This is a genomic window from Streptosporangium sp. NPDC003464 (assembly GCF_053588315.1).
The window spans coordinates 1-14,383 of record NZ_JBSFPS010000073.1 but is presented as its reverse complement, the minus strand read 5'-3'; the positions used below and the strand labels follow the sequence as shown (position 1 = coordinate 14,383).

Genomic DNA, 14,383 nt, shown 5'->3' with positions numbered 1-14,383 from the left:
TCAGCTCACCTTTTTGGCTGATTTGCTCGTTTAACCGCAGGTGGCGGTCAAGCGCAGGCCGCGATCCCGCAGATCTTCGCGGTCATCTTGGTGGCGTCCCGCAGCTGGTCGGCCCAGTCGCGCTTGACCGGCTTGGCGTACTCCCCGGCCCAGAGGTAGACCAGGACGGCGCTGCCCTTGCGGACGACCACGCTCCGGTCCCCGCCGACGCCGACCTTCCCGCCGTAGTAGACCTGCCCGGAGACCTTCAGGGCGTCGTCGCCGAGCCCGGCCACGGCCGTGGAGACGTACCGGTAGCTGGAGCCGCTGTCGGTCCGGGACCCGCACGCGGACAGGGCCGCGCGCACCTGGGCCATGGCCTGCTCCGCGGCCGCCCTGGAGCCGTACAGGACCACCTGCTCGACCTTCATGAAATCCGGGACACCGGTGAACGTCACCGTCCGGGCGGCGACCCGTCCCGCCTTGCCCGGGGCGTTCTTGCCGCACGGGTCCAGCGCGAGCCGCGCCTTCGGCGAGTCGCTGACCTTCCAGTTGGTCTCGGGGTCGTTGTCCTTCGTGGCCGCTGCCTTCTCGTAGAGCAGGAAACCCCGGGGGATGCCGGGGGCGGCGGCGGCCGTGCCCGCCACGAGAGCGGCGCATACCAGCGCGATGGTCATCTTCATCGGATCAACCTCCAGTGTGATCCGACGCACCATACGGCCTAAAGGTTCAGCCGCGCCCCAGACGGCGCAGGAGCAGGCCCGACGGGACCGGCCGCGCGCCCATCCGGCGGACCGACTCGGCCACCTCGCGGTCGGAGGAGACCACCGCGACGGCCCGGCCGGCGGGCTCGGCGCGGACCAGCTGGCGGATCAGGTCGTCGGCGATCTGGCCGGGCGCGCTGAACATCACCCGGACCCCCCGGGGGGCCGACACCGGGACCGGGCCGTTCAGCTCGGCGCCGTCGAAGACGCAGGTCAGCTCGGTGCGCGTCTGCGCATAAAGCGCCCCGAGACCGGTGAGCAGGCGGTTGCGCTGGTCGGCGAGGGTGAGCGTGCCGTAGCCGGTCTTGGTCACGTTGTAGCCGTCCACGATCAGGTGGATCTGCGGCAGGGCGAGCAGTTGGTCGAGCAGGACCGGGTCGTCGTCGGCGAGCGCCCTGGCGGGCACCGCCTGGACCCCCTGCCGGCCGGGCGCGACCGAGACCACCGAGTCGGCGGGCCTGCTGATGCTGGAGGGCAGGGCGAGCTCCCTGCGCAGCCCGGCGGCGGCGTCCTGGAGCGCGTCGAGCAGCATGCGGACCTTGGTGTCCTCCACGCTCCGGCCCTCGCGGGCGGCCCGGCGGGTGGCCTCCAGCTGCCGTTCGGCGTCGGCCAGACGCTCGCGGAGACGGCGCAGCTCGCTCTCCCCCGCGCTGCCCGCCGACGCGGCGGCGGCCTTGATCTCCTGCGCGGCCTCCTCCACCTCGGCGGCCCGCGCGTCGGCCGCCCTGGCCCTCTCGCGGGCGTCGTGCAGCTTGCGGCGCAGGTCGGAGATCTCCGAGCGGGCCGCCTTGAGCTGCTCGCGCAGCCGGTCGGACTCCTCCTTGGCCGAGCTCTTCTGCGCGGCGAGCTGCTCGCGCAGCCGGTTGAGGGTCTGCTCCTGCGCCGAGCCCTCGGCCGCGGCGGCCGACTGCTCCAGGTCCGCGCGGGCGACCTCCACCATCTCCGCCCACCCGGGAGGCCGGGTGAGGTAGGCGGCGGCGGCGACCAGGACGGGCTCGGCGGCCGGCGGCACGACGCCCTCGGCGAGGCTCGCGACCAGCTCGGGCCAGCCGGTGCCCAGCGCCTCGGCGACCAGCTCCCGGAACTCCTTGTCGCTCTCCAGCTGGGCGGCGATCGGCGCGCTGCCCAATTTGGCGCGTTTACGAGGATCGAACCTGGCGATTCCCCTGAGCGGCAGGGGCACGGCGGACGAGGGCATCGACCCCAGGATCTGGGATGCCAGCTCCACCACATGTAAGCGAACCTGCTCGGGTAACGGACGAGACAGGCCCTCTCCGGCTGAACTCATCACGGCCCCTACTCGGATTGGTCTTCACGTCAAGGGTACGGCTACCGCACCCTGACCCGGACATGACCAGAAATCCGGTTTGTGTTCACCGGACAGGTGAACGGCGGGTGGACAAGCGCTTGCTCACGGGTATACGACTGTGCCCAGCGACTTGTGACGCACGCCACCGGGGAGAGCGCGATGGACGGACGGCCTGGCCAGGACGGGCGGATGCGCACCTCCACCCGCGACCTCGGCGAGCTGCGCGGACGGGTGCGTTCCTGGCTCGCCGACCGCCTGGGCCACCCCGTCACGGTGTCCCGGCTGTCGCAGCCCTCGGGCAACGGCATGTCCAGCGAGACCCTGCTCTTCGACGTCTCCTGGGACTGCGCCGAAGGCAGGCGGGAGGTCGAGTGCGTCGCCCGGATGGCCCCGGCGAGCGAGGCCGTTCCGGTCTTCCCGAGCTACGACCTCGGCAGGCAGTTCGAGGTCATGCGGATGGTCAGGGAGCGCGCCGGGGTGCCCGCCCCGCGCGCCCTCTGGTTCGAGCCGGATCCGGGGCCGGTGGGCACGCCGTTCTTCGTGATGGAGCGGCTCGCCGGGGACGTGCCGCCGGACGTGATGCCCTACACCTTCGAGGGCTGGCTGCTCGACGCCTCCCAGGCCGACCGGGACCGGCTCCAGCGGCAGAGCGTCGAGATCCTGGCCAGGCTGCACGACGCCCCGTTCACCGCCGAGGAGCTCCGGCGGGTGGAACCTCGACAGGCCGGCCGGCCGGCGCTGCGCGGGCACGTCGACAGCCAGCGGGCCTACTACGAGTGGGCGCACGGCCGGATGCCGATCCCGGTGCTGGAGCGGGCGTTCGCCTGGCTGGCGGAGCACTGGCCGGCCGACCCCGGGCCCGCCGTGCTGAACTGGGGTGACGCCCGCATCGGGAACGTGGTGTACCAGGACTTCACCCCGGTGGGGGTGCTGGACTGGGAGATGGCCACCGTCGCCCCCCGCGAGCTGGACATCGCCTGGATGATCTTCCTGCACCGGTTCTTCCAGGACGTCGCCCAGGTCTTCGGACTGCCCGGACTGCCGGATTTCATGCGGCGCGAGGACGTCTGCCGGACATACGAGGAGATCACCGGCTACACGCCCCGGGACATGGAGTTCTACGAGATGTACGCCGCGCTCCGGCACGGCGTCATCATGGCCCGCGTCTGGCAGCGGCGGATCCACTTCGGCGAGCAGGCCATGCCGGAGGACCCCGACGACCTGGTCATGCACCGGGCCACGATCGAGCGGATGCTGGACGGGAGCTACTGGGGCTGACCCGCCCGCCACCACCCCGACCTCAGGCGGCCCGCCTCGGACGGTCCGCCTCGGCCGGTCCACCGCCCCGGCCACAGGCGGTCCGCCATCACGGCCTCGGGCGATCCACCTCGGACGGTCCGCCACCCCCCGACCTCAGACAGGCGGTCTCAGGCGGTCCGCCATCACGGCCTCGGACGGTCCGCCGCCCCGACCTCAGACAGGCGGCCTCAGATGGTCCGCCGCGCCGGCCTCAGGCGAGATGCCCGGCGTCGTGGACGATCAGCGCGATCTGGACGCGGTTGTTGAGCTCCAGCTTGGTCAGCACCCGCGAGACGTGGGCCTTGACCGTCGCCACGCTCATGTAGAGGCCGGCGGCGATCTCCGCGTTCGACTTCCCCTGGCCGACGGCCACCGCGACCTCGCGCTCGCGGTCGCTGAGCCCGGACAGCATCGTCATGGCCCGCTCCCGGCGTGTTACCACGCCGCCGTCGGCGACGTGCGCGATGAGCTGCCGGGTCACCACGGGCGACAGGATCGGCTCGCCCGCCCCCACCCGGCGGACCGCGGCGACCAGCTCGCCGGGCGGGGTGTCCTTCAGCAGGAATCCCGCCGCCCCGGCGCGGAGCGCCCGCAGCACCTGGGCGTCGGCGTGGAAGGTGGTCAGGATGATCACCTCCGGGGCCGCGGCGGCCGAGCGCAGGCGCTCGGTCGCGGTCAGCCCGTCGACCCCGGGCATGCGGATGTCCATCAGCACCACGTCCGGCCGGTGCTCGGCCACCAGTCCGGGCACCTCGCCCCCGTCGGCGGCCTCGCCCACCACCACGAGGTCGCCGGCACCGCCGAGGATCAACGACAGCCCGGCGCGGACGAGCGCGTCGTCGTCGACGATCAGCACACGGATCTCCGGACCGGGAAGGGGCGTGCTCACGCCGGCCACCTCAGCCACCTCTCGTCCTCCCATGACGCCACCCGATCAGCGGCCCCCACAGCCCCGTCCGGTCCATGTCCCCCACGGAGCCATCCGGCCCGTGCCTCCCATGACGCCACCCGATCAGCGGCCCTCACAACGCCCTCCGGCCCGTGTCTCCACGGCGCCGCCCGGCCCGTCCTTCCACGAGGCCACCCGGATGGCGTCTCCTGTGACGCCGTCCGGTCACACCCTACGGTCCACACGCCCGCCGGGGGCGTCCGGCGTGCCTCCCCGCCCCGGCCGGGCCGCCCGCGGGACGTCACGCGGCCCACGGCAGCCACGCCCTGAGCCGGAACCGGCCGTCGGGGCCCCTGCCGTAGTCGAGACGGCCGCCCATCAGCTCGGCGCGCTCGGTGAGCCCGATCAGGCCGGTCCCGCTGCCGGGGATGGCCTGCCCGACGGTCACCGGGTTGCGGATCTCGACGGTGAGCCCGTCGCCGGGTCCGCCGGCCACGGTGACGCCCACCGGGGCGTCGGCGGCGTGCTTGCGCGCGTTGGTCAGCCCCTCCTGGGTGATCCGGTAGGCGTTTCTGCCGAGGCGGGCGGGGGCCCCGGCGGGATCGCTCACCCGCATGTCGAGCGTCACCTCCATGCCCGCGAGCCGGGACTCCTCGACCAGGCCGGTCAGATCCGCCAGGGTCGGCTGGGGCCGGTCGGGGGTGGTGCCCTCGGGGGCGATCCGGAGCACGCCGATGACCTCGCGCAGGTCCTGGAGCGCCTGATGGGCCCCCGCCCGGATCACCCCCGCCGTCCTGGCCACGTCGTGCGGCTCCATGTCCGGCCGGTATTCCAGCGCGCCCGCGTGCACGCTCAGCAGCGACAGCCGGTGGGCGAGCACGTCGTGCATCTCCCTGGCGATGCGTTCGCGCTCCAGGTGCCTGGCCCGCTCCACCCGCAGCTCCGCCTCCACCTCTGCCCGCTCGGCCCGCTCGCGCAGCGTGAGCACGAGCTGGCGCCGGGCCCGCACGAACATGCCCCAGATGACCAGCAGGACGTAGAGCAGCGCGGCGACCGTGAACTCCACCCAGAAGGGGAGCTCGGGATCGGGCCGCCAGCAGAGGTAGGGCGCCAGCGTGAGCAGGTGCAGCCCGCCCGTCAGGGCCGCGAACTTCAGCGGCCGGTGCACGGCCACGGTGAACAGCGCCACGCAGACGGGACCGGTGGCGACGCTGGACAGCAGCGAGACCGGCAGCAGCGCCAGCGCCAGCCCCACGGGCCAGCGGCGGCGCAGCCAGACCGCGGCGCACGCGAGCGCCCCCACCACCTGGTCGGCGAGGAGGATCGGCTGCGGTGTGGAGGTGTCGGAACGCAGGGCGAGGGCCATGAACAGCCCCGTCCCCGCGGCCCCGAGGAAGACGAACATGTCCACGGCCCAGTCGCGGGTCGAGCGCCGCACCCCGGGCTGCCCCTCCCCCGGATCCCCGTGCAGGACCGCGGGGAGCAGCCACCGATATTCCGTCACGTTCCCCGACGGTACGGCGGAGCGCACCCGGCCCGGTAGCGACCAAAGTCGATGCCACCGCCGACCTTCGGCCGAGGCGGCGCAGCCGGACCGCTCACCAGTATCGACGGCATGAAGGGATCTCTTGAGCTGGCCGGAGCCGTCTGTCTCATCCAGGGTGTCGGCGGAGCCGCGAACTCCCTCCTGGGATGGTGGCGGTGGGCCCACGATCTGCTCCTGGTCAACCATCTGGGATTCCTGCGCGGATACGAGATCTTCGCCTGCATCGTGCTGGGCGTGCTGGGGCTGGCGCTGTGGGCGGCGGGCTCGGCCGTGGACAGGGACTGACCCGCGGCCGGGCGGGCCCGTCACAGGGCCCGTCAGAGGGCCCCTCACAGGTCCCTCACAATGCCCGCCACAGGGCCCGCCACCGGATCCCTCACAGGTCCGGTCCACGCCTCCGGCGGGCCCCGGCGCGCTAAATGTCGGTCGGGGCTCCTATGGTCTTGAACCGTGGATTACGTCGTGCAGGGAACGCTGGACGAGCTGGGCACGCCACTCGATCAGATCACGTTCGTCGTGTTCGACCTGGAGACCACCGGGGTTTCGGCGGGCGAGCACGCGATCACGGAGATCGGCGCGGTCAAGGTCCGGGGCGGTGAGGTGCTGGGCGAGTTCGCCACTCTGGTCGATCCCGGGTCGCCGATCCCGCCGTTCATCTCCGTGCTCACCGGCATCACCGACACCATGGTCATGGCGGCCCCGAAGATCGAGTCGGTGCTGCCGTCGTTCCTGGAGTTCGCCGAGGGCACCACGCTCGTGGCGCACAACGCGGGCTTCGACCTGGGCTTCGTCAAGGCCGCCTGCGCCGCCCACGGCTACCCCCCGCCCACCCACCAGGTGGTCGACACCGTGGTGCTGGCGCGCAAGCTGCTGACCCGCGACGAGGCGCCGAACTGCAAGCTGTCCACGCTGGCCCGGATCTTCAGCCGGACCGAGCCCTGCCACCGCGCCCTCGCCGACGCCCAGGCCACCGTGGACGTGCTCCACGCGCTGCTGGAGCGGGCGGGCTCGTTCGGGGTGCACACGCTGGAGGAGCTCAAGGGCTTCGTCCGCGCGCCCACCCCGGAGCAGCGGCGCAAGCGGCACCTGGCCGACGCGGTGCCGACCGGCCCCGGCGTCTACGTCTTCGAGGACGAGCGCGGCGACCCTCTCTACGTCGGCAAGAGCACCAACCTCCGCAACCGCGTGCGCAGTTACTTCACCGCCGGGGAGACCCGGCCGCGGATCCGCGAGATGATCGGCATCGTCGAGCGGGTCCGGCCGATCTCCTGCGCCACCGCGCTGGAGGCCGAGGTCAGGGAGCTGCGGCTGATCGGCTCCGCCAAGCCGCGATACAACCGCAGGTCGCGCTTCCCCGAGAAGATGCTCTGGCTCAAGCTCACCGACGAGCCGTTCCCCCGCCTGTCGATCGTCCGCGAGGTCAGAGACGACGACGCCGGCTACCTGGGCCCGTTCACCAGCACCCGCGCGGCCGAGGACGCCCGCGCCGCGCTGCACGAGGCGGTCCCGCTGCGGCAGTGCACCGAGCGGATCACCCCGCGCACCAGGCGCCCCGCCTGCGCCCTCGCCGAGCTGGGCAGGTGCGGGGCGCCCTGCGAGGGCCGCCAGGGCGCCGAGGAGTACGGCCTGCACGCCGCGGCCGCGCGCCGGGCGATGGAGCTGGAGGCCACGACGGTCTTCTCCGCGGTCCAGGCGCGCATGGAGCGGCTGTCCTCCGAGGAACGCTACGAGGAGGCCGCGGCCGACCGCGACCGGCTCGCCGCCTACGTCCGCACCTCCGCGCGCATGCAGCGACTGCGCTCCCTCACCTCGATCCCCCAGCTGGTCGCGGCCTCCCCCGCGGCGGCCGGCGGCTGGCAGATCCACGTCGTCCGGTACGGCAGGCTGGCCTCGGCCGGGGTGATGCCCCGGGGCGCGCACCCCACCCCGTTCGTGGACGCGCTGGTGGCCACCGCCGAGACCGTCGTGCCGGGGCCGGGTCCCGTGCCCGCCGCCAGCGCCGAGGAGACCGAGTGCATCCTGCGCTGGCTGGAGAGCCCCGGCGTGCGGCTGGTGCAGGTGGAGGGCACCTGGAGCCTGCCCGTCGGCGGCGCCGGACGGCTCAGGGCCCGCCTCGACCACGCCTACCGTCCCGCCGAGCCGCACCAGCGGCGTGAGGGCCGCCCGGCGCGCTGATAACTTCGGAGCTGCAAGCCGCACTCAACGAGGAGGAAGCTCGTGATCACCGCGATCGTGCACATCAACGCCGAGGTGGACCGGATCCCCGAGGTCGCCCAGACGATCGCCGAGATCGACGGGGTGAGCGAGGTCTACTCCATCACCGGTGAGTACGACCTGATGGCCATGGTCCGCGTCACCGCCTACGAGGAGATCGCCGAGGTCATCCCGGGCCGGATCAACAAGGTCGCCGGGGTGCTGCGCACCGAGACGCACATCGCCTTCCGCACCTACTCCCGGCACGACCTCGAGGCCGCCTTCTCGATCGGTCTCGGCGAGTCCGACTGACGCCCACCAGGGGGCGGGGCCGAGGACCGGCTTTGCCCCCTCACCCAGGCGGGCGGACGGCCGGAGGCCGACCGAGCCGCGCCCGCCGAAAACGACCGAGGCCGGCACTCACCCACGCGGGCGGGTGCCCAGGGCCGGCCTGGCCTCATCCAGACGGACGAGATCCGGAGCCGGCCGAGCCGCGCCCGCCGAAAAGGACCGAGGCCGGCGCTCACCCACGCGGGCGGGTGTCCGGGACCGGCTGGGCCTCGCCGGGGCGGGTGAGGGCCGGCCGTGCCTCGCCCACCGTGGGCAGCCGGGCGCGCACCTCGAAGCCCCCCTCGGGGAGGGCCTCGGCTTCGAGCGTGCCGCCGAAGAGCGTGGCGCGCTCGCGCATGCCGAGCAGGCCGTGGCCGGTGGTCGCCGTGGTGGTGGCCTGGCCGTCGTCGCGGACCAGCACGTCCAGGAAGCCCGGACGCCAGCGCAGGGTGACATGGGCCGACTGCGCCCGCGCGCGCCTGAGGGTGTTGCTGAGCGCCTCCTGGACGATCCGGTAGGCCGACAGTTCGAGGGCGAGACCGATCTCGACGGGCCTGCCGTCCTCGACCACGTCCACTCGCAGGCCCGCCGTACGGACCTGGGTCAGCAGGTCGGACAGGTCCGACAGCTTGGGCTGGGGTGTCCTGGCCCCCGGGGCCCCCTCGGCCTTCAGCAGGCAGAGCATGCGCTGCAGCTCCAGGAGCGCCTGGCGGCCGGACTCCTCGGCCAGCCGCAGGGTCTCGCGGGCCCGCGCCGGGTCCTTCTCCATGATCATACGGCCGGCGCCGACACCGAGCGTCATCATGCTGACCCCGTGGGCGACGACGTCGTGTAACTCGTGGGCGATGCGGGCGCGTTCCTCGGTGACGGCGGCATGGGCCAGCGCGACCTGCTGGTCGGCGAGCTTGGCCTGCTCACGGCGGAGCCTCAGGAGCAGGAGTCTGCGCTCGCGGGCGAGTCCCGCGACGGCCAGGGACAGGCCGAGCAGAACGGACAGCGCCAGGGCAGGCAGTATCTGCTCGGTCAGGGGATCGACACGCCACATGGGCGCAATCTAAGACGGCCCCGCGGAGGGAGGCATCCCCTCACGGGTGGATCTCCCGTCCGCCCGTGAGGGGATGGCCGAGGTCAGCGCGGCCTGCGCGCCTGGCTGGCCTCGACCCAGCGGTCGAGGACGGCCGCGGCGGCGCCGGAGTCGACGGCCTGGACGGCCCGCGCGTGGGCGGCGGACATGGCGGCTTCGAGGTCGTCGCCCTTGCTGTCGAGGGCGACCAGCGCGGCGGCGGCGTTGAGCAGCACCGCGTCACGGACCGGACCGGTCCTGCCCTGGAGCAGGTCGCGCACGGCCTGGGCGTTGAAGACCACGTCCCCGCCGCGCAGCGCGTCGGGCGCGGCCCGGGGGATGCCGAGCGCGGCCGGGTCGAAGACGGTCTGCGTGGCGGCGCCCTCGCGCACCACCCAGACCGTGGAGGTCGTCGCGGTGGTCAGCTCGTCGAGCCCGTCGTCGCCCCGGAAGACCAGGGCCGACACCCCGCGCTCGGCGAACACGCCCGCGACCACGGGGAGCATGCCCGGGTCGAAGATGCCGATCGCCTGCGCCTCGGGCCTGGCCGGGTTGGTCAGGGGGCCCAGGAAGTTGAAGACGGTCGGGATGCCGAGCTCCTTGCGCGGCGGGCCGGCGAAGCGCAGCGCGGGGTGGTAGAGCGGCGCGAAACAGAAGGCGATGCCCGCCTCCACCGCGACCTCGGCGGTGGCGGCGGGTGACAGGTCGAGCACGACCCCCAGGTGCTCCAGCACGTCGGCGGCGCCGCAGGAGGAGGACGCGGCGCGGTTGCCGTGCTTGACCACCCGAGCGCCCGCGGCGGCCGCCACGATCGCCGCCATCGTCGAGACGTTGACCGTGTGCGCGCGGTCGCCGCCGGTGCCGACGACGTCGACGACGGGGCCGGCCACCGACAGCGGGGTGGCCCGCTCCAGCATCGTGCGCGCCAGCCCGGTCACCTCCGCGACGGTCTCGCCCTTGGCCCGCAGGGCCACGGCGAAGCCCGCGATCTGCGCGGACGTCGCCGAGCCGGACATGATCTCGTTCATCGCCCAGGCGGTCTCGTCGGCCGTCAGGTGCTCGCCGGCGAGCAGGGCCGTCAGCAGCGCGGGCCAGGTGGTGCGCGCGTCCATGGGGGTCTCCAGGAGTGGTCTACCGGGCGGTCAGGCGGGTGGAGAGGCGGCGGCGCATCAGGTCGGCGACGGTGTCGGCCAGGACCACCGGGTCGATCGGCTGCGCCACCACGGCCTCGGCCCGGGACCACTCGGCCAGCCAGCGGTCGTCGCGGCGGGCGATCAGCAGGCAGATCGGCGGGCAGTCGTAGACCTCGTCCTTGGCCTGGCGGGCCACGCCCATGCCGCCGGCCGGCTGCGCCTCGGCGTCGAGCACGGCGACGTCGATCTCCCCGGAGTCGAAGTGCTGGACGACCTTGGCGTGGGTGGCGCACTCCACGATCTCCACCAGGGGCACGTCGGCGGCGGGACGCCGGCCGATCGCCTGGCGCACCTTCTCGCGGGTGCTCGCGTCGTCGCTGTAGACGAGGACCCTCAGCTTGTCGTCGGTGCTCACGGTCGCGCTCACTATCCCTTGTCGATGTATGGTCACCTGGGATGCTACCGGTCACCCCGCCCGCAGACCCAGGCCGGAGGCATTGACGGGCAAAATGCCCCGTACATCCAGTTTGGATGGACATTTGAGGCCCCTATTGGGGGGTCGTGCGGCGACCCGAGCTGGAGAGCCGCAATAATGCTGCCCGTGGCGACAGCATCCGCAATATCAACGACGACGACAGCACATTCGTCCCGCCGACCCGATCTGGTCAGCGTCGGGACGATCGTCTGGCTGTCCTCCGAGCTCATGTTCTTCGCGGCGCTGTTCGCGATGTACTTCACCATCCGGTCAGTGAGCCTGGGCGAGGGCCTGCCCTGGCCCGAGGCTCATCTGAACGTCCAGTTCTCACTGGTCAACACGATCATCCTGGTCCTGTCGAGTGTGACCTGCCAGCTTGGCGTGTGGGCCGCTGAGAAGGGCCAGGTCGCCAAGCTGCGCTTCTGGTACATCGTCAGCTTCCTGATGGGCGCCGTGTTCGTCGGCGGCCAGCTGTACGAGTACAGCCAGCTGGTCGAGGAGGGGCACACCCTGTCGCACTCCGCGTACGACTCGGTGTTCTACCTGACCACGGGCTTTCACGGCCTCCACGTGACCGGTGGACTGATCGCGTTCCTGTTCATGCTGGGACGCACGTACGCCGCGAAGCGCTTCACCCGTGAGCAGGCGACCAGCGCGATCGTCGTGTCCTACTACTGGCACTTCGTCGACGTGGTCTGGATTGGCCTTTTCGTGACCATCTACGGCATTCATTAAGGAATCGGGGATCTCAGTGAACAGGATCACCGCTAGGCGGCGGCATCCCCTCGCGAGATACGCCGTCCTGCTTCTGGCCCTCGGGCTAGTCGGGGGGTTCTACACCCTCGTGGCCCCGCCGAGCGAGCGGGCCGACGCGGCCATCGCCGCCGGCAGGGCCGACGACGTGGCGCAGGGCAAGAAACTCTTCGAGCAGAGCTGCGCCAGCTGCCACGGCCTCAACGCCGAGGGCACGGCGAACGGCCCGACGCTCGTCGGCGTCGGCGCGGCGGCCGTGGACTTCCAGGTCAGCAGTGGCCGTATGCCCCTGGCCAACCCCGGCGCCCAGGCGCCGCGCAAGCCCGTGGCCCCGTGGGTCAACGACGAGACCATCAGGCAGCTCTCGGCCTACATCCAGTCCCTCGGCGGCGGCCCGACCGTCCCCACGCAGGAGCAGGTCGACCCCGCGAAGGGCAACAAGGCGAAGGGTGGCGAGCTGTTCCGCGCGAACTGCATCCAGTGCCACAACTTCGTCGGCTCCGGCGGCGCCCTGACCCAGGGCAAGTACGCTCCGCCGCTGCACGACGCCACCCCGACGCAGATCTACGAGGCCATGATCACTGGCCCGCAGGCGATGCCGGTGTTCAACGACAGCATCATCACTCCCGAGCAGAAGCGGGACATGATCGCCTACATCGTGGGCGTGCGTGAGGAGCCCAACCCCGGCGGCGCAGGTCTCGGCCGCATCGGCCCGGTAACCGAGGGCCTGGTGGCCTGGATCGCGGGCATCAGCCTGCTCGCCCTGGCCGCCATCTGGATCACCGCGAAGAAGCGACAGGCCCAATGACTGACAACAATCACGACATCGAGCAGCCCGAAGACCGCGTGCCCAAGCGCGTCATCGGCACCCCCTCGCCCGCCACAGGCACGTCCCTGCTCGGCGCCGAGGAGCAGCACGCCGGGGCCGTCGACGTCCCCGGCGTGACCCTCCAGAACGAGGCGACGGCGAAGAAGGGCGAGAAGTTCGCCGCCCTGTGCTTCACCGTCGCCCTGCTCGCGGGCATCGGCTTCATCGTGGCCTACGTGGTCTTCCAGGTCGGCGACGTCGAGAAGACGCAGCTCTCCACCCTGGCCCTGGGCGGCGCGCTCACCCTGGCGCTGATGGCGCTGGCCGCGGGCATCGTGGTCTGGGTCCGCATGATCATGCCGAAGTACAACCTGGTCCAGGAGCGCCACCCGATGGCCTCCGACGGCCAGACCCGGGAATACGTCGCCGAGACCTTCACCCAGGGCGTGGCCGAGAGCGGCATCACCAAGCGGCCGCTGCTGCGCCGCACGCTGCTGATGGCCGCCGCCCCGCTGGGCCTGGCCCCGCTGGTCCTGCTGCGCGACCTCGGCCCGTCCTACGCCGACTTCCCGAGCAAGCTGCGGCACACCGTCTGGGGAGAGAAGACCAAGGACGGCAAGCCCCGCAAGCTCGTCGTGGAGGGCACCGGCGCGCCGATCCGCGCGGCGGACTTCAACTCCCCGGGCGGCATCCTGTCGGTGGTGCCCGAGGGTTACGAGCACGACCTGAACGCGCTGGCCAAGGCCACGCTGATCTTGATCAAATTCCGCCCGGAAGAGATCAAGTCCGGAACGAACCTGAACTGGACGCACGACGGCATCGTCGCGTACTCGAAGATCTGCACGCACGTGGGCTGCCCCGCCGCCCTCTACGAGCAGACCACGCACCACATCCTGTGCCCGTGCCACCAGTCCACCTTCGATGCCGCCGACGGCGCCAAGGTCATCTTCGGTCCGGCCGCCCGGCCTCTGCCCCAGCTGCCCATCGCCGTGGACGACGAGGGATACCTCGTGGCCACGGCTGACTTCGCCGTCCCCCCGGGCCCCAGCTTCTGGGAGCGCGGCGACGCCGAGGCCGAGGTCCGTGAGAACGGAGGCCACGCATGAGCACCGGAACCGTTCCGAAGCCCATAGCGAGCACGAGCAATTTCATCGATGAGCGCATCGGCGCCGGAAACTTCCTCAAGCGCAACCTGCGGAAGGTCTTCCCCGATCACTGGTCGTTCCTGCTGGGCGAGATCGCGCTCTACTCGTTCATCGTCCTGCTGCTGACCGGCACGTTCCTGACGTTCTTCTTCAAGCCCACCATGGGCCACGTCGTCTACGAGGGCTCCTACGAGCCGCTCAAGGGCGTCATGATGTCCGAGGCGTACGCCTCGTCGCTGCACATCAGCTTCGACGTGCGCGGCGGTCTGCTGATGCGGCAGATGCACCACTGGGCGGCCCTGCTGTTCGTCGCCGGCATGATGGTCCACGCGCTCCGAGTGTTCTTCACCGGTGCGTACCGCAAGCCGCGCGAGCTCAACTGGCTGATCGGCGTCCTGCTGCTGACGCTGGCCCTGGCCGAGGGTCTGACCGGCTACTCCCTCCCCGACGACCTGCTCTCCGGCGCGGGTCTGCGGATCACCGAGGGTGTGGCGATCTCGCTGCCGCTGGTCGGCACCTGGATCACCTTCTTCCTCTTCGGCGGCGAATACCCCGGCGAGGACGTGATCTCCCGGTTCTACTCCCTCCACATCCTGCTCATCCCGGGCATCCTGCTGGCGCTCATCACCGCCCACATGATCCTGATGTGGGTGCAGAAGCACACGCAGATGCCGGGCAAGGGCCGCACGAACAACAA

The 14,383-nt window shown here is 71.9% G+C and carries 15 protein-coding genes; 8 read left to right on the top strand and 7 right to left on the bottom strand.

The window, feature by feature from the left end; genetic code table 11:
• Positions 1 to 47: 47 nt before the first annotated feature.
• Both ACWDS7_RS18265 and ACWDS7_RS18260 read right to left on the bottom strand, forming a co-directional pair.
• Positions 48 to 662 carry a hypothetical protein gene (locus ACWDS7_RS18265; protein WP_451930222.1) on the bottom strand — a complete coding sequence of 205 codons (615 nt, stop codon included), beginning with the start codon at positions 660 to 662 and terminating at the stop codon, positions 48 to 50.
• A 46-nt stretch (positions 663 to 708) separates the two neighbouring features.
• Entirely contained in the window at positions 709 to 1,971 is a 1,263-nt protein-coding gene (locus ACWDS7_RS18260; RefSeq protein WP_451930221.1) for an NYN domain-containing protein, read from the bottom strand.
• A gap of 240 nt (positions 1,972 to 2,211) precedes the next feature.
• Here ACWDS7_RS18260 and ACWDS7_RS18255 point away from each other — a divergent pair, with 240 nt between their 5' ends.
• Complete coding sequence (locus tag ACWDS7_RS18255) at positions 2,212 to 3,330, top strand: phosphotransferase family protein (protein ID WP_451930220.1); 1,119 nt, start codon at positions 2,212 to 2,214, stop codon at positions 3,328 to 3,330.
• Between the two features lie 232 nt (positions 3,331 to 3,562).
• Here ACWDS7_RS18255 and ACWDS7_RS18250 read toward each other — a convergent pair whose 3' ends face one another.
• Together ACWDS7_RS18250 and ACWDS7_RS18245 are read right to left on the bottom strand one after the other, a co-directional pair.
• Positions 3,563 to 4,273 (bottom strand): response regulator transcription factor, encoded by a 711-nt coding sequence (locus ACWDS7_RS18250; protein WP_451930219.1) that lies wholly within the window; start codon positions 4,271 to 4,273, stop codon positions 3,563 to 3,565.
• A 268-nt stretch (positions 4,274 to 4,541) separates the two neighbouring features.
• Positions 4,542 to 5,744, bottom strand: a complete 1,203-nt coding sequence (locus tag ACWDS7_RS18245) for a sensor histidine kinase (RefSeq protein ID WP_451930218.1) — start codon at positions 5,742 to 5,744, stop codon at positions 4,542 to 4,544.
• A 111-nt stretch (positions 5,745 to 5,855) separates the two neighbouring features.
• Between ACWDS7_RS18245 and ACWDS7_RS18240 the strand changes: the two genes are divergently transcribed.
• The 3 genes from ACWDS7_RS18240 to ACWDS7_RS18230 all read left to right on the top strand — a co-directional run bounded on the left by ACWDS7_RS18240 (position 5,856) and on the right by ACWDS7_RS18230 (position 8,291).
• Entirely contained in the window at positions 5,856 to 6,071 is a 216-nt protein-coding gene (locus tag ACWDS7_RS18240; protein WP_451930217.1) for a hypothetical protein, read from the top strand.
• A 165-nt stretch (positions 6,072 to 6,236) separates the two neighbouring features.
• Positions 6,237 to 7,961 (top strand): DEDD exonuclease domain-containing protein, encoded by a 1,725-nt coding sequence (locus ACWDS7_RS18235; RefSeq protein ID WP_306857597.1) that lies wholly within the window; start codon positions 6,237 to 6,239, stop codon positions 7,959 to 7,961.
• Between the two features lie 42 nt (positions 7,962 to 8,003).
• Positions 8,004 to 8,291, top strand: coding sequence for an Lrp/AsnC family transcriptional regulator (locus ACWDS7_RS18230; protein ID WP_306857596.1), 288 nt, complete (start codon positions 8,004 to 8,006; stop codon positions 8,289 to 8,291).
• A 211-nt stretch (positions 8,292 to 8,502) separates the two neighbouring features.
• Here the strand turns inward: ACWDS7_RS18230 and ACWDS7_RS18225 are convergent, their stop codons facing one another.
• From ACWDS7_RS18225 to ACWDS7_RS18215, 3 genes are all read right to left on the bottom strand, one after another.
• Positions 8,503 to 9,354 carry a sensor histidine kinase gene (locus ACWDS7_RS18225; RefSeq protein WP_451930216.1) on the bottom strand — a complete coding sequence of 284 codons (852 nt, stop codon included), beginning with the start codon at positions 9,352 to 9,354 and terminating at the stop codon, positions 8,503 to 8,505.
• Between the two features lie 83 nt (positions 9,355 to 9,437).
• Positions 9,438 to 10,484, bottom strand: coding sequence for an anthranilate phosphoribosyltransferase (gene trpD / locus ACWDS7_RS18220; protein ID WP_306857594.1), 1,047 nt, complete (start codon positions 10,482 to 10,484; stop codon positions 9,438 to 9,440).
• Positions 10,485 to 10,503: 19 nt separating this feature from the next.
• Entirely contained in the window at positions 10,504 to 10,920 is a 417-nt protein-coding gene (locus ACWDS7_RS18215; RefSeq protein WP_306857593.1) for a response regulator, read from the bottom strand.
• A 177-nt stretch (positions 10,921 to 11,097) separates the two neighbouring features.
• On the opposite strand from ACWDS7_RS18215, the gene ctaE reads away from it, so the two are divergent.
• The 4 genes from ctaE to ACWDS7_RS18195 form a co-directional block, all read left to right on the top strand.
• On the top strand, positions 11,098 to 11,715 hold the full coding sequence (gene ctaE, locus ACWDS7_RS18210; RefSeq protein ID WP_306857592.1) for an aa3-type cytochrome oxidase subunit III: 618 nt from the start codon (positions 11,098 to 11,100) through the stop codon (positions 11,713 to 11,715).
• Positions 11,716 to 11,731: 16 nt separating this feature from the next.
• Positions 11,732 to 12,541 carry a cytochrome bc1 complex diheme cytochrome c subunit gene (gene qcrC / locus ACWDS7_RS18205; protein ID WP_306857591.1) on the top strand — a complete coding sequence of 270 codons (810 nt, stop codon included), beginning with the start codon at positions 11,732 to 11,734 and terminating at the stop codon, positions 12,539 to 12,541.
• Positions 12,538 to 13,647 (top strand): cytochrome bc1 complex Rieske iron-sulfur subunit, encoded by a 1,110-nt coding sequence (gene qcrA, locus ACWDS7_RS18200; RefSeq protein ID WP_451930215.1) that lies wholly within the window; start codon positions 12,538 to 12,540, stop codon positions 13,645 to 13,647. The genes qcrC and qcrA overlap by 4 nt, the downstream gene beginning before the upstream one ends.
• A partial coding sequence (locus ACWDS7_RS18195) for a cytochrome b (protein ID WP_451930214.1) occupies positions 13,644 to 14,383 on the top strand: 740 nt, incomplete at its 3' end. The genes qcrA and ACWDS7_RS18195, both read left to right, overlap by 4 nt.